Source organism: Oscillatoria sp. CS-180, from assembly GCF_028330965.1.
Taxonomy (GTDB): Bacteria; Cyanobacteriota; Cyanobacteriia; order Phormidesmidales; family Phormidesmidaceae; genus Halomicronema.
The window spans coordinates 1-20,686 of record NZ_JAQMUB010000069.1 but is presented as its reverse complement, the minus strand read 5'-3'; the positions used below and the strand labels follow the sequence as shown (position 1 = coordinate 20,686).

General features: G+C 48.7%; 20 protein-coding genes and 1 riboswitch. Of the genes, 11 read left to right on the top strand and 9 right to left on the bottom strand.

From position 1 onward, the window contains the following. Positions 1 to 122: 122 nt before the first annotated feature. The 5 genes from def to PN498_RS16530 all read left to right on the top strand — a co-directional run bounded on the left by def (position 123) and on the right by PN498_RS16530 (position 4,174). A complete protein-coding gene (def, locus tag PN498_RS16550) occupies positions 123 to 665 on the top strand; it encodes a peptide deformylase (RefSeq protein ID WP_272064047.1) in 543 nt (180 codons plus the stop codon). A 71-nt stretch (positions 666 to 736) separates the two neighbouring features. Continuing rightward, positions 737 to 1,453 (top strand): ribonuclease PH, encoded by a 717-nt coding sequence (gene rph / locus PN498_RS16545; protein ID WP_272064046.1) that lies wholly within the window; start codon positions 737 to 739, stop codon positions 1,451 to 1,453. 133 nt (positions 1,454 to 1,586) lie between these two features. Then, the gene (locus PN498_RS16540) at positions 1,587 to 2,759 is read left to right on the top strand and encodes a DUF58 domain-containing protein (RefSeq protein WP_272064044.1); all 1,173 of its coding nucleotides are present in this window, start codon (positions 1,587 to 1,589) and stop codon (positions 2,757 to 2,759) included. Positions 2,760 to 2,818: 59 nt separating this feature from the next. Further along, entirely contained in the window at positions 2,819 to 3,739 is a 921-nt protein-coding gene (locus PN498_RS16535) for a ribosomal protein L7/L12 (RefSeq protein ID WP_272064043.1), read from the top strand. Between the two features lie 60 nt (positions 3,740 to 3,799). Then, positions 3,800 to 4,174 (top strand): DUF423 domain-containing protein, encoded by a 375-nt coding sequence (locus PN498_RS16530; RefSeq protein WP_272064041.1) that lies wholly within the window; start codon positions 3,800 to 3,802, stop codon positions 4,172 to 4,174. Between the two features lie 52 nt (positions 4,175 to 4,226). On the opposite strand, the gene PN498_RS16525 is transcribed toward PN498_RS16530, so the two are convergent. From PN498_RS16525 to folD, 3 genes are read right to left on the bottom strand one after another with little or no spacing between them, the layout of a single operon-like run. Further along, positions 4,227 to 4,682 (bottom strand): divergent PAP2 family protein, encoded by a 456-nt coding sequence (locus PN498_RS16525; RefSeq protein WP_272064109.1) that lies wholly within the window; start codon positions 4,680 to 4,682, stop codon positions 4,227 to 4,229. Between the two features lie 17 nt (positions 4,683 to 4,699). Next, a complete protein-coding gene (gene crtE / locus PN498_RS16520) occupies positions 4,700 to 5,608 on the bottom strand; it encodes a geranylgeranyl diphosphate synthase CrtE (protein ID WP_272064039.1) in 909 nt (302 codons plus the stop codon). 18 nt (positions 5,609 to 5,626) lie between these two features. Continuing rightward, complete coding sequence (gene folD, locus PN498_RS16515) at positions 5,627 to 6,520, bottom strand: bifunctional methylenetetrahydrofolate dehydrogenase/methenyltetrahydrofolate cyclohydrolase FolD (RefSeq protein ID WP_272064038.1); 894 nt, start codon at positions 6,518 to 6,520, stop codon at positions 5,627 to 5,629. Positions 6,521 to 6,682: 162 nt separating this feature from the next. Between folD and PN498_RS16510 the strand changes: the two genes are divergently transcribed. Continuing rightward, a complete protein-coding gene (locus PN498_RS16510) occupies positions 6,683 to 7,129 on the top strand; it encodes a hypothetical protein (RefSeq protein ID WP_272064036.1) in 447 nt (148 codons plus the stop codon). A gap of 85 nt (positions 7,130 to 7,214) precedes the next feature. Here the strand turns inward: PN498_RS16510 and PN498_RS16505 are convergent, their stop codons facing one another. Beyond that, positions 7,215 to 7,499: a hypothetical protein gene (locus tag PN498_RS16505; protein ID WP_272064034.1), complete on the bottom strand. Its 285-nt coding sequence runs from the start codon at positions 7,497 to 7,499 to the stop codon at positions 7,215 to 7,217. A gap of 322 nt (positions 7,500 to 7,821) precedes the next feature. Here PN498_RS16505 and PN498_RS16500 point away from each other — a divergent pair, with 322 nt between their 5' ends. The 3 genes from PN498_RS16500 to PN498_RS16490 all read left to right on the top strand — a co-directional run bounded on the left by PN498_RS16500 (position 7,822) and on the right by PN498_RS16490 (position 11,317). Beyond that, a complete protein-coding gene (locus PN498_RS16500; protein WP_272064032.1) occupies positions 7,822 to 8,514 on the top strand; it encodes a response regulator in 693 nt (230 codons plus the stop codon). Between the two features lie 11 nt (positions 8,515 to 8,525). Further along, the gene (locus PN498_RS16495; RefSeq protein WP_272064030.1) at positions 8,526 to 10,538 is read left to right on the top strand and encodes a CHASE2 domain-containing protein; all 2,013 of its coding nucleotides are present in this window, start codon (positions 8,526 to 8,528) and stop codon (positions 10,536 to 10,538) included. A 470-nt stretch (positions 10,539 to 11,008) separates the two neighbouring features. Continuing rightward, positions 11,009 to 11,317, top strand: a complete 309-nt coding sequence (locus tag PN498_RS16490) for an NfeD family protein (protein WP_272064029.1) — start codon at positions 11,009 to 11,011, stop codon at positions 11,315 to 11,317. An 81-nt stretch (positions 11,318 to 11,398) separates the two neighbouring features. Here PN498_RS16490 and PN498_RS16485 read toward each other — a convergent pair whose 3' ends face one another. Together PN498_RS16485 and PN498_RS16480 are read right to left on the bottom strand one after the other, a co-directional pair. Further along, complete coding sequence (locus tag PN498_RS16485; protein ID WP_272064028.1) at positions 11,399 to 12,967, bottom strand: phosphate ABC transporter substrate-binding/OmpA family protein; 1,569 nt, start codon at positions 12,965 to 12,967, stop codon at positions 11,399 to 11,401. Positions 12,968 to 13,119: 152 nt separating this feature from the next. Continuing rightward, positions 13,120 to 14,010, bottom strand: a complete 891-nt coding sequence (locus tag PN498_RS16480; protein WP_272064108.1) for an ROK family protein — start codon at positions 14,008 to 14,010, stop codon at positions 13,120 to 13,122. A 173-nt stretch (positions 14,011 to 14,183) separates the two neighbouring features. Between PN498_RS16480 and PN498_RS16475 the strand changes: the two genes are divergently transcribed. Beyond that, positions 14,184 to 15,080, top strand: coding sequence for a D-alanyl-D-alanine carboxypeptidase (locus PN498_RS16475; protein WP_272064027.1), 897 nt, complete (start codon positions 14,184 to 14,186; stop codon positions 15,078 to 15,080). A gap of 445 nt (positions 15,081 to 15,525) precedes the next feature. Beyond that, positions 15,526 to 15,621, bottom strand: a riboswitch (Glutamine riboswitch). Positions 15,622 to 15,849: 228 nt separating this feature from the next. Here the strand turns inward: PN498_RS16475 and PN498_RS16470 are convergent. The 3 genes from PN498_RS16470 to PN498_RS16460 form a co-directional block, all read right to left on the bottom strand. Then, positions 15,850 to 17,205: a DEAD/DEAH box helicase gene (locus tag PN498_RS16470; RefSeq protein WP_272064026.1), complete on the bottom strand. Its 1,356-nt coding sequence runs from the start codon at positions 17,203 to 17,205 to the stop codon at positions 15,850 to 15,852. A 318-nt stretch (positions 17,206 to 17,523) separates the two neighbouring features. Next, positions 17,524 to 18,231 carry a response regulator transcription factor gene (locus PN498_RS16465; RefSeq protein WP_272064025.1) on the bottom strand — a complete coding sequence of 236 codons (708 nt, stop codon included), beginning with the start codon at positions 18,229 to 18,231 and terminating at the stop codon, positions 17,524 to 17,526. A 107-nt stretch (positions 18,232 to 18,338) separates the two neighbouring features. Further along, a complete protein-coding gene (locus tag PN498_RS16460) occupies positions 18,339 to 19,079 on the bottom strand; it encodes an ABC transporter ATP-binding protein (RefSeq protein WP_272064024.1) in 741 nt (246 codons plus the stop codon). 174 nt (positions 19,080 to 19,253) lie between these two features. Here PN498_RS16460 and PN498_RS16455 point away from each other — a divergent pair, with 174 nt between their 5' ends. Beyond that, complete coding sequence (locus PN498_RS16455) at positions 19,254 to 20,537, top strand: ABC transporter substrate-binding protein (RefSeq protein ID WP_272064023.1); 1,284 nt, start codon at positions 19,254 to 19,256, stop codon at positions 20,535 to 20,537. Positions 20,538 to 20,686 lie beyond the last annotated feature (149 nt).

The window sequence follows — 20,686 nt, the reverse complement described above, 5'->3', positions numbered from 1 at the left end:
TAAAAGTTCACAGATTGCTTAGCTACTGCGACCACTGTAATAGCCTCTTCAAAATTCCTCAACTGGGGTACAGCAAGAATTCTGATCCACCCGATATGCTTAGAGAAACGTCCTGTTGACCCATGAACGAACAGCTCAACGTCTTAACTTTGGAAGATCCTCGCCTACGGCAGCGAGCCAAGCCTGTAGACAAGATTGATGACGTGCTTCAAACGCTAATCGACGATTTGATTTGGACAGCTGAGCGAACTAACGGCGTCGGCATCTCAGCGCCTCAAGTTGGTAGCGCTCAGCGGCTCTTCATCGTGGCGTCTCGCCCCAACTTGCGCTATCCCCATGCCCCTCAAATGGCACCTACTGCGATGATCAATCCTCGCATCGTAGCCCATTCAGAAGAGCAGGTCAGCGGTTGGGAAGGCTGCCTGAGTGTCCCCGACCAGAGGGGTAAGGTCGATCGCTGGCGAGACATTGAAGTTGAGTATTGCGATCGCAACGGCAATCTTCGACGACCAATTTTGACGGGCTTTGTGGCTCGCATCTTTCAACACGAACTAGATCATCTAGAGGGCACTGTCTTTCTTGATCGTGTTGCTGACCCGGCAACCCTACTAACGGAAGCAGAATACTTTGCTCAGATAGACACGGTTCCGGTCTCTCAGACATAACAGAGTCGACAGTTGTTCCCCTCTCTGGCCTACTGTATTCTGAGTAAGCATTTTGGAAAGGGGCAGTACCTATGGCATGGCAGCGTCCAGACGGTCGGCGAGTCAATGAACTTCGGCCCGTTTCATTCGAGTTGGATTTCACGCGATTTGCTGCCGGATCGGTTTTAGCGAAATGCGGCAACACCCAAGTACTTTGTACGGTTTCAATCGAAGCAGGCGTGCCGCCATTTTTGCGCGATTCAGGCCGTGGCTGGCTCACAGCCGAATATCGTATGCTGCCGGGGGCTACTCCCGAACGCCAGCGTCGCGAATTCATGAAGCTGTCAGGACGAACCCAAGAAATTCAGCGCTTGATTGGCCGCAGCCTCCGCTCCACGCTCGACTTTGAGGCTTTGGGCGAACACACCATCACCGTTGATGCTGATGTGCTCCAGGCTGATGCCGGAACGCGCACAACCTCGATTACAGGTGGCTTTGTTGCTCTACAGCATGCTCTAAACAAGCTGGTTGAAAATGGCGTCTTGTCGCAGTCACCCCTCGCCGGCCAAGTAGCCGCTATCTCTGTTGGCTTGGTGGAAGGCGAAGCGCTCTTAGACCTGAAGTATGAAGAAGATGTAGCCGCCTCCGTAGACTTCAATGTGGTGCTCAATGGCAAACTGGACATCATCGAGGTGCAGGGCACGGCTGAAGCAGGCAGCTTTTCGCGATCGCAGATGAATCAGCTCATGGATCTTGCAGAATCAGGCATTCAAGAACTGCTCACCCTCCAGCAAAAACCCTTCCTCTAAAACGTGAAATTAAGACTCAAGGCAGCGGAACAAAAAAGCTGCTGACGTCTGACATCTGAATTCTGACTTCTCCAAACATCTTCTCAAAACAGCAGATATGCCATCTTAGAAAGAATTCTGGCAGATTGCTTCCATGGCTCGACTCAACAAATTCCTGAAACTTTGGCTTGAAACACATTGGGTCGCTCCGGCCTATGCAGGAGGGTTGTTGATCGGACTAGCGATCGCTTTCTTTGGAGCCGCCGTCAACAGTATGGCCGGATGGCTGTATGCCATTAGTGGCATTATGATGGCGATCGCCTGCGTCAATATCTGGCTCTCTCCTCGCAGTCTTAGAGGGCTGCAAACCCATCGGCATCCCATTCGTCCCGTCAGCGTGGGCGAAGCCCTCTCGATTGAAGTTCTGCTCGACAATACCGCCGCTCGTCCTAAAGTTCTACTAGAGGTGCATGACAATCTGCCAATGCAGCTTTGTGACAGCCCTAAAACTGCGATTGCGGTCATTCCGCCCCGAAAACAACACCACTGGGCCTATACCTGCACGCCCACACGCCGGGGCGTCTATCACTGGGAAACCGTCTCCTTAAGAACAGCAGCGCCCTTTGGACTCTTTTGGTGTCAGCGTGCTTATTCAGCGCCCGCACACGCGATCGTCTATCCCCAAATTCTGCCCCTCACCCGCTGTCCTCTGATTGATCAAATAGGCGTCTCCTCAGGCATCCGTTGGCAAACTTCTCGTCAATCTCAACAGGCCAACGAAGGGTTAACCCGCGCTGTTCGGCCCTACCGCTGGGGCGATCCAACTCGCCTCATTCATTGGCGGACCAGTGCTCGCTACGGTGAGCTGCGAGTGCGAGAGCTGGAAGAACTCACTGCCGACAATCAGGTTTTGATTGGCTTAGACACGAGCGATCGCTGGTCAGCAGCTGCCTTTGAATCCGCAGTCACCACAGCGGCCAGCCTTTACGTCTACAGCTTGCAACATCAGCTCAATGCAACACTTTGGCTCCCCCATCTGGGTATTCTGCAAAACAAACACACGCTGCTCACAGCCCTTGCAGAGGTCATGCCCGGCCAGGCGAATCAACAGAGTCGATTTCCCTCCCAACCGATGATTTGGCTCAGTTCCAGTCGCCATTCCCCTCAATCCTTACCTCAAGGCAGCCTATGGGTCCGTTGGTTAGAAGAAAACGCTACTGCAGCACCTAGCACGACCAGCACACGACCAGCCTTATCCGTTTCCTCAGAACAGCCGCTTACCGATCAATTGCAGGCTGAAATCGCGATCGCACCCCTAATGCAATAAACCCTTCCGTCATCTCACACTCACCGTCTTGTCATCCCTATTCCTCATATGTCCGTATCATGAACAAGGTCAAGATTGTCGGAGCAAGCGCTTTATTCCTGCTCGGTTTTTGGTGTCTGGGTCGAGCTGTTGAAACTAGCCTAGACCGCAACCCCAACCGCTTAGGTCAACGCGAGACCATCACAGCAGGCATCTTGCTAGGAGTTCCGGCAACCGGTGGAGGGGGATGGCTACTCTGGGACAGCCGACGACAGCATCAACTCCAGGAAGAAGAACGCCTCAAAAATACCTTCTTTCAATTAGTCAAAGCGGGTCGAGGCAAAATTACTCCCCTGCGCTTTTCCATGGAAGCTCAAATTGACGGTAGTCAAGCCAAAGCCTATCTCAGCGATCGCAGCATGGAATATGACGCGACTTATCAAGTCGATGTAGAGGGCAACATCACCTACTGCTTCCATCTCGGCAATCTCAATAGTCAGCTACTGCGGCCCAATCGCCAGCCCACTCTTGACCCCATCAAAGAAAAGCAACTCAGAGACACCTTTTTCCGTTTAGTCAAAGCCGGTCGAGGCAAGATTACCCCGCTGCGGTTTTCCATAGAAGCTCAAATTGATGGTGATGCGGCCAAAGCCTATCTCAGCGATCGCAGCGCCGAATATGATGCCACCACTCAAGTCGATTTAGATGGCAACATGACCTACTGTTTTCATTTAGGAGAGGTGGACAGTCAACTCTTACGCTCAATGAAAGAAACCACATTCGATGTCATTCTTGAAGCGGTGCCTTCAGTTAAACAGCGAGAAATTGTCAAAACCGTACGCGATCTCACCGGACTCGACTGGAAAGAGGTCAAAGCACTCGTTCGTAACGTTCCTCAACCAATCCAGCAAGGGGCTTCGCGGCAAACAGCGGAAGAATTCCGAGCGGCCTTGGAACACGTTGGTGCACAGGTCGCCCTTGTCCTGAACGATCGCACCTAACGAAGCCTAACCAAACCTGTTTACAATCGACGAGACAATAACAAATACTCTTGAGGCGTTATGCAGGTTTTTCTAGCGATCGCGGCTATTCTAGGCGGCCTCTCCGTAGCTGGAGGAGCTTTTGCTAGTCATGCTTTACAGAACCAACTGCCAGCAAGGGCGATCGAAGTCTTCGGCACAGGCATTCGCTACCAGATGTATCATGCCCTGGCTCTGCTCGCCGTTGCTATCTTGCTAAGCATCATTAAAGAAGCTACACCTTGGTTCATGGCCGCAGGCTGGCTATTTATTGCAGGAGTTGTCCTCTTTTCCGGCAGCCTGTACCTCATCAGTTTGGCAGGCATCAAAGCCGTGGGTCCCATCACCCCTCTGGGCGGAGTAGCATTCCTGGCGGGTTGGGCCTGTCTAGCGATCGCAGCTCTCCGCATCTCCTAAACTGCCGCAAACGCAAACGCCTTAACTCCAATACCGCCACTCCACTCAATCCCTAATAGGCAGGCGCAGCCAAACAAGACACTGCTAACCCTAATACCGATCCCACAATCACCTGTACAGGGGTATGTCCTAGCAGTTCTTTCAAGCGGTCCTCATTAAACTCGGGCTGCTCACGGAACAGCTCATCAATAATCTGATTCAAAATCTTAGCCTGCTTACCGGCCGCCTGTCGCACGCCAGCAGCGTCATACATCACAATTACAGCAAACACCGTCGTCACTGCAAATGCCGGACTCGCCCACCCCAGTGTTTGACCAATCCCGCAAGCCAGCGAAGTCACCAACGCCGAATGAGAACTGGGCATACCACCCGTTTCAACCAAGACCCGCAAATTGATCTTGCGGTGACGAATCAGCTCAAACACCAGCTTCAAAAATTGAGCCAAAAGACAAGCTATCAACGCTACGATGAGCACTCGATTTTGCAAAATATCACCGATGTCTTGCATATTTCCTAGATAGGTCATCAATGGGTACGGTTAACAATAAAATCTGCTAAGGCAACTAGCGAACGGGCCTTGTTCCCGAAACAATTAAGTACATCAGCTTTTGCTTCTTCAACAAGATGCTGAGCTTGCCTCTTGGATTCGTCAATCCCCCAAAAACTAGGATAAGTCGCTTTTTGTGCCGCCAAATCCTTACCCGCCGATTTACCTAACTCCTCAGAGGTTGCCGTAATGTCCAAAACATCATCCACAATCTGAAACGCTAGACCAATGCGATCAGCATATTGAGACAAGACATTCACCTGAGCATCATCCGCTCCGGCCAAAACAGCACCCGACGTCACCGAAACTTTGAGGAGTGCGCCTGTTTTGTGAGTATGAATGTAATTCAGGGTCTCCAAGGTCACGTCCGCGTTGCCCTCAGAAGCCAAGTCGACAATTTGCCCTCCGACTAACCCAGCCGCACCAACAGCTTGACCCAAATCTCCAATAACTCTTAAAATCCGCTCCGGAGCAACTTCCTGCGTTTGTGTCGCCACATACTCAAAAGCATAAGCCAGTAGACCATCACCTGCGAGAATGGCAACATCTTCGCCGTAGACCTTGTGGTTGGTCAATTTGCCGCGACGATAGTCGTCATTATCCATCGCAGGCAAATCGTCGTGGATCAGCGACATCGTGTGAATCATCTCTAGGGAACAAGCAGTCGGCATCGCTTGCACCTCAGTCCCCTCTAATAGCTCACATGTTGCCAAACAAAGAATAGGCCGTAGACGCTTTCCTCCCGCCATTAGCGAATAGCGCATTGCCTCATAGATTGTCTCAGGATAGCCCGCTTCGATTGAGGCATCCAAAGCTACCTCAACCCGTTGTTTTTGGTTGCGCAAATACGTCTTGAGGTCAAAAGTTGTATCGGTTAGAGGAGTCATCACATTCAATTGCGACTATCAGGACAAAAGGGAAACATCACTCGGCAAAGCAGCTACACGGTTGCAGTAGCTCAATACAGTGTTGTGCAACAGCATCGTCACCGTCATCGGGCCAACTCCCCCGGGCACTGGGGTAATTGCAGCAGCAATTGAGCTAACCGCTTCATAGTCTACATCTCCAACCAGTCGATACTGATCATTGTTTGTTTCAACACGATTGATACCAACATCAATCACAACTGCGTTGGGTTTCACATAGTCTGCTGTCAAGAAGTTGGGTTTCCCGATCGCACTCACAACAATATCGGCTTCCCGAGTCTGAGCAGCCAAATCATGCGTACGAGAATGAGCGATCGTCACTGTCGCGTTCGCTTCCAGCAGCAGCATCGCCATTGGCTTACCCACCAAAATGCTTCTGCCCACAACGATCGCCCGTTTCCCCGCCACAGTAATGTCATTGGCCTTGAATAGCTGCATCACCCCCAAGGGTGTACAGCTCCGGAATCCGGGTTCTCCCCGCAGCAGTCGCCCCATATTGACTGGATGTAGTCCATCCACATCTTTATCGGGATTGATCGCATTCAGTAATGCAACATCATCTAAATGATCTGGCACAGGCAGTTGCAGCAAAATACCATCGACTAGATCATTGGCATTCAATTCGGTGATCAGCTGCTCAAGAGTCTCCTGAGTTGTTTCTGTAGGCAAGTGACGCCCAAATGAGGTAATGCCGACGCGATCGCAAGCCCGCTCCTTGTTTCTGACATAGGCCGCACTAGCTGGATTATTCCCCACCATCACAACGGCTAATCCGGGTGCGCGACCAACCTGAGACGTCCAATCTCTGACCTTTTCAACTAAAAGAGCTTGGGTCGTTTTTGCCAGTGCCTTGCCATCCAGAACTTGAACCATTGGAATCCTGAGTTACGCTGTTGACTGAAGGAGCTGAGCAACCAAACACCATAAGTCACTGTGCTAAACAACGATGCTGTCTACCAGAACTTGAGGTCTCTCAGCGCACATTCACGAACACTAGTGTCTCAGATTTAGAGGCTTCTTATCCTAACTATCGGGATGATGCAACATATCAACTGGCGAAGAACGCTAAGCGGAATAGCTGTGGCAACCGTGCTGTTGGGCTGTAGTCAGCCTAATGCTACAGCTCCCAAGGAAGAGTCAACCGGCATCCATATTCCGTCTTCTCTCGCTCAACTAACGCAGTCAACAGTTACTATTGAAAATCTATCGTCTGACCAAGTCAGTCAAACGATTCAGGTCGAAGGAACTGTGCTGAAGCAAGCACCCCTCTTAGAAGGGGTGCTTTATCAAATAGAAGATGCGACCGGACAGCTGTGGATACTCAGCTCAGAATCGCTTCCCGACGTTGGTGCGTCACTCAGGGTACGAGGCGTTCTGCAATATGAACCTATCGTCATCAGTGGCGCCGATATTGGCGAATATTACCTGCAGGAACAATCTCGGTCAGTCTTGAACCCCACCGAAACAGACGCCGCCAATTAGATTTAACAAACGGCAAGCACTGCATTATTCAGTTGATCGGAACCTATTCTGCCAACGATACGTCCCTTCTAAAGGACTTAAACGGTTATCCCAACGTTGCGACAGCTAACGACTCATGAAAGTATGCGTTTGCTTCATCAATGGGATGGGCGATCGCCTGCTCCACGCCGTTAGCTTTCAAATAATCGTGAAGCGCTGCCAATGCAGTCGATATTGACGTGAACTGATAGCGCAAACGGAATTGATAGCTAGCAGCATCATCCGGAGAGGGTTTCGGTTCCCAAAGTTCAAGGGAAATGCCTTCATCAATAGGTACGAAACGGTAGTAAACAACAGAGCAGTTAGGTTTTGACATCCCAGGATTCAACATGACCCTCCTTTGAGCTATGTCATTTAGCCGATATTACTCCTTCAACAGAAGCTTTCCTGATTCCGCACGTTTTAATAGAACCCTCCAGCCCTTACAGATCGATCATCGCTTTCAGAGCCTTTACATTCGTCCCCACAGAACAGTCCAGATTTCTGTCACACAAGCTATAGTTTTCCCTATTGAGCAGCTTCGTGTTCTGCGCCAGACTATAGGAATATGGCTTTTCTGTGTTTTCCCGTCTGTATCTTTGCCAACCCTGTTCAAAACAATGACTATAGTTGCATCTGCTCTACCGCCAACTATCCCGTGTTCTCTGAATCCTATGACTTCCATTGCGGCCTCAGGCAGCGATCGCCAGACCATTTTTGTGGTTGAGGATCACCCCACAACTTTAGAGGGAATCCACAGCATTTTGAAGCGCTTTGGCGACAAAATCATTCTCGAAACCCTGACAACTATTGAAGAAGCTAGAGAGGCTATTGACCGACTTAGGCCCAATTTACTCGTACTGGATTTACAGCTGCCTGAAAGCGCCGGAGAAAATGCCTCAACTGAAGTTGGCATCCAGTTCCTCAAAGATTTGATGAATGATTACGAACACCTTAACATCGCGGTTCACACGTCATACCCCGATGCTTTAGTCAGAATCATTCCCGACATCGACAATCATCGAGGCGGCTTTACTGTCACGAGTAAAGACAGCGCGACTGAGAAGGCATTCGAACGATTTAGAGCAGCCCTCCACGGCTACACTCATACCCGGGATATCAGAAGCCTCAAAGCGGGCCTAGAGTTAAAGCCAGAGTGGTTAGAGACACTAGATTTAGCGTGTAAAGAAGGATATCAGGATAGGGCGATCGCCAAGCACCTCCACGTCTCAGAAAGCATGGTGCGAAACTACTGGAGCAAGATCTACGACGTTTTGGGCATCTATCCAGAAGACGAAAAAGAGGAAGGCCGCAATCTCCGCATCGTCACCTGTCTAAAGGCACGCGAAGAAGGTTTAGTCGATTAGCACTTATCCCCATGCTGCCAATCGTCAACTACACCCTCAAAGAACTTAAAGCCGTTTTCGACAAATCTTGGGAATGGCGCATCGGCTATTTCTTGATCGGTGGATTTATCCTAGCTCGCTGGCTGGGCCTCTTCTCCAGCCTCGAACTCATCACCCTAGATTTCTTCCTCCGCCACCGCCCCCCAGAACCCCAAGACGAACACGTCGTTATTGTTCTAATAGAGACCGATATTCTGCAGAACAGCGAAAACATATCTGATGGGCAAATTGCCGATCTGCTAGAACGCATTCTTTCTGCAGATCCCGCAGTTGTGGGTCTCAACATCTTTCGTGGACAACCAAACAACCAAGTAGACCGTCTCCGACTCGTAGAGCTTTTCGAAACTCATGAAAACCTGATTGGTGCAGAAAAAGCTTTCCCACCTGATCCAATACTTCCCATGGAAGAAGTTTCTAAAGAAGTTGTTCAAGAGCAATTTGGCATCAATGATCATTTCTTTGATCAGGACGGCAGAATTAGAAGAGTTGTCGTTGGAGCATATCTGGCTGACAACAATAAAGATAAGTCCGATAATGAACTCAAATTTTCTTTTTCCCTTAGAGTCGCAGAAAAATACTTAGAGAAACATCAGTTCATCCTGGACAATCACGCAGATGACCCTGAAATTCCTATTTTCAAAAATTCCAAAACTGATCAATACATAAAGCTTCCAAAGTTGAACCAAACCTTTGGTGGATATATTAGAAACCAAGACATTGCTCCTTTACAAATACTATTAAACTTTCGAGTAGGAAAAAACAATTTTGAAGTAATCAGGTCTTCAGATTTACAAAACGAAGACTTCAAGATAGAAAACCTTACTGATAAAGCTATCATCGTAGGCGGTGACGAAGCACCATTTCCACAGTTTTTACCAGTAGCCGCCTCTTCGAATTTGATAGAGACTAGTGAAGATTCAAACCTTGTTTTAAGGCGTTTTGGAATCACTGGCACAGAGCTTGAAGCACACGCAGCAAGTCAAATCATCAACAAGACCTTACATGGCAGACCTTTAATTGAGTCAATTCACCTTTTAACAGAAGACTTACTAGTTATTTTAACTGGGCTTGGAGGCATACTGATTGGTAGTGTATATCGCAAAAAAAGGACTACCTTGTGGAATATTGTCCTTTTAGTACTGGCAATCATACTTTTGCTAATTGCTAGCTATTTATTGCTTTACTACTTCGGCATTTGGTTACCTATTTTACCCGCATCGTCTTTACTTGCGGTTACTGGAATAGCTTATATCGCGTTTTATCAAAGCGAGAGACTAGCTCTAGAAAAGGCTCGAAAGCTCGAAGAAGAAGCTCACAAATTATTGGAAGAGCGTCGTAAAGTCACGGATCGAATCTTCAACTCGATTCATGCAGGGCCACTTCAAACTTTAGCGGGCGTTTTGCGCAGCGTCAAAGATGGAAAGCTTAATCAGACAAATTTAATCACAGACTTAAAAGCCCTTAATAAAGAAATCAGAAATATTGGAGAGAATTTAAGACAAGAGGCTATCGAAGATGTGTATCTGGCCGATTCTCGGCGGGATATCCGTCTGGAACTGACTCATCCAATGCATGAGGTGTTTTATGAAATTTATAATCTTTGCTTACAGCGAGAGCTGCCTGGTTTTCAAAAGATCAGAGTGCGTTCTGCCGTATTTGAACCCTTCGATTGCCAATCATTGAAGCTAGAAGACAAACGAGAACTTTGTTGGTTTCTTCAGGAATCTCTCGAAAATGTCGGCAAACATGCAACGGGAACCACTCGCCTCCTTGTCACAGGTAAGGTCCGCGAAGACTGTTACACCCTGCGAATCGAAGATAACGGTCCAGGGCTAACCTCTCCACATATGGGTGAGGGCACTAAATTCTTTTATCGCTTAGAAGATACCCTCAAAGGTCGCTTTTCACGAATTTCTAAGCCTGAAGGGGGGACTATCTGTAAATTGACATGGTCTTTAAGTAACAAACGTAGTGCTTTATTCTGATTACATATAAAAACGATGTAATAGGAGATACAAACTGGAATCTGTAACAAGGGGTGATCTTCTAACAAGGAGCAAATTTACTCAAGAAACTCAACCATCAGTAGTAATGAAAACTAAGACTATCTCATCAGTTTCTCTATCTAAGCTAGGTATTCTCTGTAGTGCCACTTTATGTTGGCTGTTAGCATCTACATTAACAAGTTATGCAGATTATAAACCTCAGGGCGGAGACCCACCTCGTGGAGGAAGCACCACCTCTGGTATGCGATTCTAAATACCTTCAGTCTTTCGTGTATAGGTCAATACAAATGAATCAATGGGTGTTTCAATGGCGTGGCTCTATCGGCTGCGTCATTCGCATTTTAAGCAATCAATACTCTTGGTTTCTATAGAGAAGTACAACTAAAACGCATTGCTGGATATCCGAGCAACTAACTAGCCTTGAGTTAGTTCCGTAAGGGGGATTACTGATGAACTTACTGAAAGCGTTATTTAGTTCAGATTTGGAGGAAGCTGATTTCTTCGAGACTACTTATCCCTTGACGAACAACTTCTTTAATGGAGATCAAGACGAATGGTACGCACAATTTGAAGCGTTAGCAGTTGTCAAGGATGACATTCAACCAGGTCAGCTAGGTCGGGTGAAGTTTCAAGGAGTGCGCTGGCGGGCGTGTTGCGATCGCCCCCTCTCCATCTCCATCGAAAGCAAAGTCCGCGTGCTAGGACGGAGAGCCAATATCCTAGTTGTTGAACCGATGGATGTCTGTGCTGTTTGTTAAGTCCTTGCTAAGCCGCTTTAGGCTTAACGTTCAGTCAACTTAAACACCTAGTCAAGCCTCGGCAATGCTGTTGCTGGGGCTTTAGTTCACTCTCACCAGTCGAATTTCAGTGCGCTGCTGGCGTGGATCAGCAGGATCAATCCCCGACAGTGGCAGATAGAAGCCTTTGCCTTCAGCCACAACGTTGTGTTGGATTCCTTGTCCACGTAAGTAGTCAACTACGACCTGAGCACGCTCTTGACTGAGCCGCTGGTTCAGATCCGCCGATCCTGTCCTTGAGGTGTGACCAATTACTCGAACAGCGACCGTCTCAGGGTTAAACTCGCGAATTTCTTGAGCTAGCGTCTGTAACGTCTGCTGGCCTTCCGGGGTGAGTTGAGCGGCCCCTGTGTCAAACTCGACTTTGCCCTGCACATTCAAGTTGCCGATGTCAGGTGCAGCCTGAACTTCTGCAGCTGTCACCTCAGGAACAACCAACGTCTGCTCTGTTTCTCCCATCAGTCGCTCAGCCAATTCTGGATTGTCCGCTCGCACCAGTTCAATCAGAGTTTGAGTGTTTTGAGCCGCCTCGCGCAAATACTCATCGGTAAATAGCGTCTCGGGATTGGCGGGAATATCGTTGAGCCGACCTGACAGTACAAGGACCGCCGCGATCGCCTCAATCCGCTGTTTAAGAGTGCCATCGGTCATCCAAGATTGGGCCTCTGCCGCTGTAAAGAAGTCAATACCCTTCAGCACGGCTCCTGCGTCTGCTGCAGTCAAATCACCATCCTCTGCAATTTGAGTTTGGAATTGCGAGGCATCCCGCACATTGGAATCAATACGACGATAGTACTTCTCTAGCAATGCAGAAATGGCAGCTGGATTCGACTGCAACACTCTATCTGAAGCCACAATCACATCCACAATTGAGTTGGGCGCATCTTGGCTAGACAGCACTACGGTATAGCCCTGCTGCTGTGCCTGAGTTACAAATGGCTCCCAGAGAACCGCGATCGCAACGTTCTCATTAGGATCTTGCATCAGCGCCCAAGCCTCAGATGCATCGGCAACCCGGACAATCTCAAAATCCGAAAGGTTCAACGCATCGAATTTTGTATCTAGAACTAGCGCTAGATATTCGCTAGGGGTATCCCCAGCAAAGGCAATCTTCAAAGACTGTCCCTGACTCTGCGCCTGCTGCAAAAGCGGTGCCAATTCAAGCAGAGAAGTCAACGAAGTATATTTTTGAGTATTGAGAACAACCGCATCTGCTCCCACAGTGCGATCAATTAATCCAACGATAGTTCCCTGAGGCTGCTGCTGCAAATACTGGTCAAGAGTGGTCACAATGACATCCGCATTGCCTTGAGCCAAAGCCGCTGCCCGAGCAGCTTGATCAAACTCATCAGCGTAATTGAGCGTCAGGCCAGCCTCTGTCAATACTGTTTGAAAGGCTTCGTTACGGAATGTACTGTATCCGCTGAATGTATCTCCTAAAAGAGATAGCTCCGTTTTGCCACGAGGAGTGACCGCCCCTTGATCATTGGAAGGGGTAACAACGCCTAATAGGCCAGGAGCAGTCTTATTGAGATACCAAACCGCTCCGCCTAAAAGTCCAGCCGTAATTACAAAAGTTCCTACCAGGGCGGAATAATTGGTTTTTGTCATTGACAGGCGGTTTCCTTTAAACCCTGGAACCAACTATACCTTTTGTACCCAATGATCCTGAATTTATCGACTTTGAGTTGCTTAAAATTCACAGGGAAAGCTGATAATTGCAACCATCACCTGGTGCCATAGGCCCTTTGACAATACCTGAATTATTCCTTGCAGAACTTCTGAAAAGCAAGTCTTGCTGCACCCGCAACTCCTGCTTGATTTCCTAATTTTGCGATTAGAATTTGTAGGTCTTCCCGAGAACTAGGCAAAACCCGTTGCTCAATCTCTTGCCAAACAGCAGGTAGAAATAAATCTGCTCCAGCACTAATTCCTCCACCTAGAATAATCGCCTCTGGCGTCAGAACATAAATTAAGCTAGCCAGCCCAGCGCCTAAATAGCGACCGTATTGCTGCCAATAGGCGATCGCGGTTTCATCGCCCATTAAGGCTCGTGCTGCTAATTTGCCCGGCTCACATTTCATCTCTCGCTGCACCGCTTGAACCGAGCAATGCTGCTCCAGCGATCCTCGATTACCGCTGTTACAAGGAGGTCCCTCAGGGTTTAGCGTAATCAAACCCAATTCACCAGCAGCCCCCGTCCGTCCCGTAAACAAGTTGCCATTCAGAATAATGGCACCGCCGACTCCGGTGCCCAGCGTCAAAACAACAAGGTCTGTGAGGCCATGACCTGCCCCCAACCACGCTTCACCCAAACCAGCACAATTCGCATCATTCGCTAAAACAGTGGGGACACCAGTTCGTGCTTCTACCCAGTCCGCCAGCGGCACATCGCTCCACTCAGATAGATTGATGGCGACTCGTGCAATGCGTCCTTCTGCATCGGCAGGACCTGGCGTGCCAATGCCAATAGCTCGAATAATCCGATCAGGATCAAGCTGATCGATCGCAGCCACCATTCCTGACAAAACGACTTCCGGAGTAGCTGGCTGAGGGGTTGAAATCGTGAGTGTCTCTATACAGGTTCCATCTTGTCTATACCGTCCCAGTTTGATAGCCGTCCCGCCAACATCAATACCAATAACCTCAGGCAATCTCACCACAGTCCTGCGCTGTCCTCCATCCTTGAGTGCATTCTCTCAGATCTAGCCGCGATTATTGCGGGAGTTCCGTCTTTTCCTATACGGCCCACGGTATTCAGAACACCCTCAACAGCCTATAGTGGCCTAGGAAAATTCGCTCACTCGCCCATCGTGGAGATACAGGTATGACATCTTTTGCTTTTAAGCCCTCAAATTGGCTTCGAATGGCGATCGCCCTCTCGGCTACCGTTTTTACCACCAGCCTTTCCGCCCTTGATGCTAAGGGAGCGATCAACTCAGAAACAGCTCCTCAAACCGAAACCACTCTTGTCAATTCAGCTGTTAGCCAGATTTTTGATACTCGCTTTTGTCCCAGCGATTTGGACAGAACTATTAATAGCATCATCAATCGCCCCGAGTTCGGCACAGCAAACTGGGGCATTTTGGTCTATCCCCTGGATGAGGAGCGCGTCATCTATGCCCATAATGCAAACAACCTGCTGATTCCAGCCTCAAACATCAAGCTGCTGACCACTGCTGCTGCTATCCAAATATTTGCAGCCCACGATCCTCAAATGGTGTTTGCCTTCAGAGACGAGCTTTACACCATTAACCGCGACAGCAATAACGCTCGTGCTGATGACTTATTAAGAAACATTGGAGGACAGCATCGAGTCCAAGCAGCACTGGAACCGCTGGGTGTCAGAGCCGATAGCTTTATCCAAGCAGATGGGTCAGGTCTCTCACGCAGTAACAAAGTCAAGCCGTCAGCCTTAGTCACCTTACTCAAAGGCATGTACGAAACAGACAACACTGGGTTGTTTTATGAGTCGCTACCGACCGGCGGCATCAACGGAACCCTCCGCAATCGCTTTAAGGAAACCCGCGCCCAAGGTAAGGTCCATGCCAAAACAGGTACGCTCAGAGGCGTACGAGCATTGTCTGGCTACTTGGAAACAGACAGTTATGGCACCGTTATTTTTAGCATTGTCATCAATCAGTCAGGCCAATCTGGTGGGGTCATGCTAGATGCGATCGATGAAATGGTTCTCCACATGTCCCAGCTTCAGGACTGCAATTAGCCGTGATCGGGATAGCCCCAGAGACCCGGATACCCGTAGGACTGACGCAGTTGACTCCGACTTTATCTCCTCAATCTCTTAAATCCAGAGAAGTCGTTCAGTCTCCCATGTTTGCTCCCGTATTTGAGGGAATGCAAAGGAGCTACGCATAAGTCCTGAGCAATGAAGGCGCAAAACTAAACAAGGGCAAAACCGATGACGGTTTTGCCCTTGCGGAGTCGTTCAAAATAGTAAGCAGAACACTACGCTATCAAGCATGGCTGACTCAAGGTAGCGATCGCTTATCTAAACCGGCCTAAATTGTTTCGACACGGTTGGGTAGTATCCAACAAAGGATTGGTGAAACAACAATTGTCATTACGCTGACAATGAAAACAATTTCCAAGCCTTGTGAGAGTGAAGTGGTCAACATAAAATCGCCTCCGAGATTCTGAAAGTAAATGGGGGCGCGTTCCTTCGGGACTTTCCCTACTTCCGCCATCGTCATTACTGCTTCAGCGTTTCAATAAATCAACTGGAATAACAGACGAGGGTGAACGAACAAATTTAAGTAGCATCTACTTATATCTATTATTGCTATTTGAAATACAAAATGGTCAATGCTTGACTAAAATTAACAATCAAGCATCAATCTTCTCTTTCTCTCAGAAAATTCTGAGGCACATAAAAATATAGTGCATACCTGACTGGTCATTAAATCCAGAACAAGGTATGCACTACTCATACTGCGTCAAGCCGAAGACAAAGGCAGCGTTAGAAAATTAAACACTTATGCGCGTTTGCGATCGTCTTTCCCAGCCGCAGCATTGGAAGCTTTCTTCAAGATAGGAGCCGCTGTCGGCTTTCCTCCCCGCTTAGATCGAGAGGGACGTCGGCTGTAACCATCTGACCGTCTAGCATTGCCGTTGCGAGCCTGATAACGGCCACCACCACGACGTTGCTTATTGCCAGGCCGCTTTGCTCCCGGAATCGGTTCAGGAGCGATAGACGGATCAGGTTCATAGCCAGGAATCACAGACTGCGGAATATCACGCTTTAACAAGCGCTCAATATTGCGCAGTAAATAATGCTCATCAACGCAAACTAAGGAAATTGCGTCGCCTTCATTACCTGCACGCCCTGTCCGACCAATGCGGTGAACATAATCTTCGGCAACGTTCGGCAAATCGAAATTAACAACATGAGGCAGTTCGTCAATGTCCAAACCACGAGCTGCAACATCTGTAGCAACCAGTACACGGACCTTGCCGCGCTTAAAGGCATCAAGCGCACGCGCACGTGCACCTTGGCTCTTATTGCCATGAATGGTGTCGGAGGACAAACCATCGCTTTGCAACTGCTCGGCAAGGCGATTTGCACCATGCTTGGTACGGGTAAAAACAAGCACCCGTTGCCAGTTCCGAGAACCAATCATGTGAGAAAGCAGCTCTCGCTTGCGGTGACGATCAACTGGGTGCACAACTTGAGTAACGTTCTCAGCAACCGTGTTAGTCCGAGCCACCTCAATAACCTTTGGAGACCGTAAGAGGTCATCAGCCAGTCTCTTAATCTGGCGAGAAAAGGTCGCAGAGAACAGGAGCGTCTGTCGTTCAGCCGAAGAATGCTCAATAATCTTGCGAATATCGTGGATGAAGCCCATATCTAACATACGGTCAGCTTCATCCAGGACCAATACATCGAGAAAGGAAAGATCGACAGTTCCTTGACTGATGTGGTCCAACAAGCGACCCGGTGTCGCGACCAAAACATCAACACCACGTCGGAGGCGACCAATTTGAGGGCCCATCCTCACGCCACCATAAACGGAGGCGACTCTCAACGGCATGTATTTCCCGTACGTCTTGATGCTGTCTTCGACCTGAGCTGCAAGCTCGCGAGTAGGCGTTAGAACAAGCGCACGGACCTTGCGACCTTTACCAGGCTGAGAGGTCGTACTCAACAAGTGCAATATCGGCAGTGTGAAACTTGCTGTTTTACCAGTCCCGGTCTGGGCACTCGCTAAAACGTCGTGCTGCTCTAGAACGGCAGGAATGGCTTCGGCTTGAATCGGTGTTGGTGTGTCGTATCCTTGATCGGCGATCGCACGCAACAGCTTATCCGACAAGCCAAGGTTTTCAAAAGACATAGAAATGTTTCATTCCAGTAAGCGCCTACCCCAAGCAAAACGTTGGGACCAGTCTAGACGGGTATTGCAAAACCCTAGCAACGCAGGGCTGGGTGCAGACCAGCATGCACCTAATGTGTTCTATATTAACGTAATGTAACAAACTGTCGAGTGCCTACGCTAACCCATTCAAACTTTGATGTCCAAAAAAGAGCAGTCTTAGGTGAAAATCTCAAACCCAGAGCAGGCGTCACATCTCTTCAGAACATCCAAGATCCGACTCAACAGTGTTATCTAGATTAGCATCAACTCCGAGCACTCAGGAATTCCACGGGTCTATTAATCCTCGTCTGTCACTAAACCGTGCTCCAGAGCGTAGCGCACAAGCTCAGTTCGGCTGTTCGTACCCGTTTTGCTGAAAAGACGACTGACATATTTCTCAACATTCCGCACACTCGTATCGAGCCGACTGGCAATCTCTTTATTCATGAGTCCCTCAGCGACCCGATTGAGGACATCCTGCTCACGTGGAGTAAAGTCAATGCGAATTGGGGATGGCGTTTTTGCAATGCTCCCTTTCTGAGTCAGCAAGGCTTTGATTTCTTCAATCTGCTTCGCCATAGCGGCAATGTCAGGCAGTTCGCCTCCTTCAGGGATTCGGGCCGTTTGGCGTTCGATCAAGTTGGTCACAATTGCCACTAATTCTTCAGGATCGAACGGCTTAGGCAGATAGGCATCAACACCAGCGCTGTAACCTTGGATGCGATCGCTAGTCATGCCTCTAGCCGTAAGGAAAACGACTGGTAGAGACTTATAGCGGGGATCAGTACGCACCTGCTCCAAAAATTGATATCCATCAACCTGGGGCATCATAATGTCAGAAATTAAAACATCAGGCGTTGACAGCTGAAGCTTCTCCCAACCCTCGGTTGCGTTACTTGCTACCTCCACGGATAAACCGCTGTCTTCTAAGTAAGCTTGTACAGCCTCCCGAAGCCCTGCTTCATCATCGACAAGCAGTACTTTACCAGTGGTTTCTTCACTCATAACCCGATCTCACATGCCAGATTTGCTTCAATTACTGTAACGTCAAGTGACCGTCAATCCTTCGCTTCTCAGTAAATACAGACCAAAACCTGGTGCCAAAGGGCGTCCTATAGCGAAGATGACGACAAGTCGTTGTGCAAACTCCCTAAATAAGCAGCCTGGACCTCAGGGTGTTGACGAATAGACTCCATCGTTCCTTGGGCCAAAACCGCTCCTTGCGACATCACGATAACGCGATCACACAAACTGGCAACTAGCTCCAGATTGTGTTCAATCAGGCAGATAGTGCAGCCTCGTTCAGTGTTCAGCCGCTGAATAGTTTCCGTCAAATCTTTCAGCAGTGTGCGGTTGACCCCTGCTCCAGGCTCATCTAACAAGATCACCTTGGGATCAACCATGAGCGATCGTCCCAATTCCAACAGCTTCTTTTGGCCACCTGACAAATTCTTGGCGAGTTCATCTCGCACAGACCAAAGATTCAAAATATTCAGCACATCCTCAGCTTTACGGAGAATGTCTTTCTCCTGCTGCATGACTTGGTGCCAAAGCAACCAAGCCTTAATCAAGTTCTCACCCAGTTGACGCGGCGGCACAAGCATTAAGTTTTCTAGTACAGTCATCTTGCCAAACTCACGGGGAATTTGAAAAGTACGGACTAATCCATGGCGAAACAGCTCGTGAGCAGATAAACCCGTAACATCATGACCATCTAAGTGTATTTGCCCCGAAGTCGGCTTCAGAAAACCAGCAACGATGTTGAACAGAGTCGATTTACCAGCCCCATTAGGACCGACGATTCCCGTAACTGTTCGTTGTGGAATGTCCAAAGAACAGTCATTGACAGCCATCAAGCCCGAAAACGATTTTGATACATTTTTTATTGCTAACATGACTAATCTAAAGCGATGTGTACGCGGGAGCCTATCAGGGCGGCATATAAATTTAACAATAGAACTACCTCACCGTAGTTCCCCCTACAATGCAGAACATAAGAATGCTGCTCACGCAATGGGAGGTATTTCATGGTTTGCCTTAATGCTTTGAGGAACCGCTGGATTTTAGCCGGATTAGTAGCCACGTCTCTTGCTGCTTGCACCGGACAAACTGAACTCACCACAGATGAAAGCGACGTCGACTCAGAGAGCGCATCCGCATCTAGTAGTGATGTCATTAAAATTGGTGCCCTTATGCCCATGACGGGTGATCTCCAAGCATTTGGTGAAACTAGTCTCAACGGTGTCAATCTTGCCTTAGATGAGATCAATGCTAATGGCGGCGTCATGGGTCAACCCCTTGAGGTCTCTGTAGGCGATACACAAACCGCAGCTCAACCTTCAATAGACGCAGCTCAGAAACTTGTCTCCATTGAAGGGGCGATCGCCATTCTAGGGGCGCTCTCTAGTGGTAATACCATTCCTGTCGCAGAAAGCATCACTAAGGACAACAGTATTCCTCAGATTTCTCCAGCTTCAACGTCCCCTGTCATTTCTACTTTGGCTGACGAAGACTTTCTATTTAGAACTGTGCCTTCGGATGCCTTTCAAGGCATTGCTCTGGCGGAAGTTGCTCGTGAACAGGGACTAGAAAATGTTGCCATCATCTACGTCAACAATGATTATGGCCAAGGATTAGCAGAAAGCTTTCAAGCCGCCTTTGAAGGAAAAGCAGGCACGGTATCAGGCTCTGTCCCTTATGAAAAAGGACAAGCTTCCTATCGGGGCGAGCTACAGCAATTAGCCAATGAAGGAGCTGAAGCATTACTTCTGATTGGCTATCCCGAAAACGGCATTACCATTCTTAAACAATCATTAGAGGAAGGCTTTTTTGACCGCTTCATCTTCACGGACGGGATGAAAGCTCCTGAAGTTATTGACGCAATTGGAGCAGATATTCTTGAGGGCGCATTCGGCACAGTAGCGCAATCTGATGTTGAAAGCGAAGCCTATGCAACGTTTAATAATGCCTACGAAGAGAAATATGGAGAACTGCCGCCTAAGCCCTACATCGATACCTCCTATGACGCAATGATGATTTTGGCTTTAGCGATCGAACACTCTGGAAGTACGGATGGGGGAGCGATTCAACAAGCTATTCGGGAAGTTGCCAACGCTCCGGGTGTGGAAATCAAGCCAGGAGAATGGGGCAAAGCTGTTGAGGCGATCGCTAATGGAGAAGATATTGACTACACCGGAGCTTCAGGCTCATTAGAGTTTGACGACAATGGCGATGTCGCAGGCGCATTTGCTCACTGGGCTATTCAAAACGGAGAAATCATCACAGTCGAAGTATTTGAGCCAGAGAGGTGAGTGGAGTGGGGGGAGATAGGCCAGAGGAAAATAGAGTAACAGCGCTGCCTCTGATAGTAGAGACAACGCTGTGGGTGGAGTATAAACCTGGCACCGAGCTATTTTGCCGTGGGGTGGCCCCCAAAGTATCTTCGCCGCAGGCCCGTTTC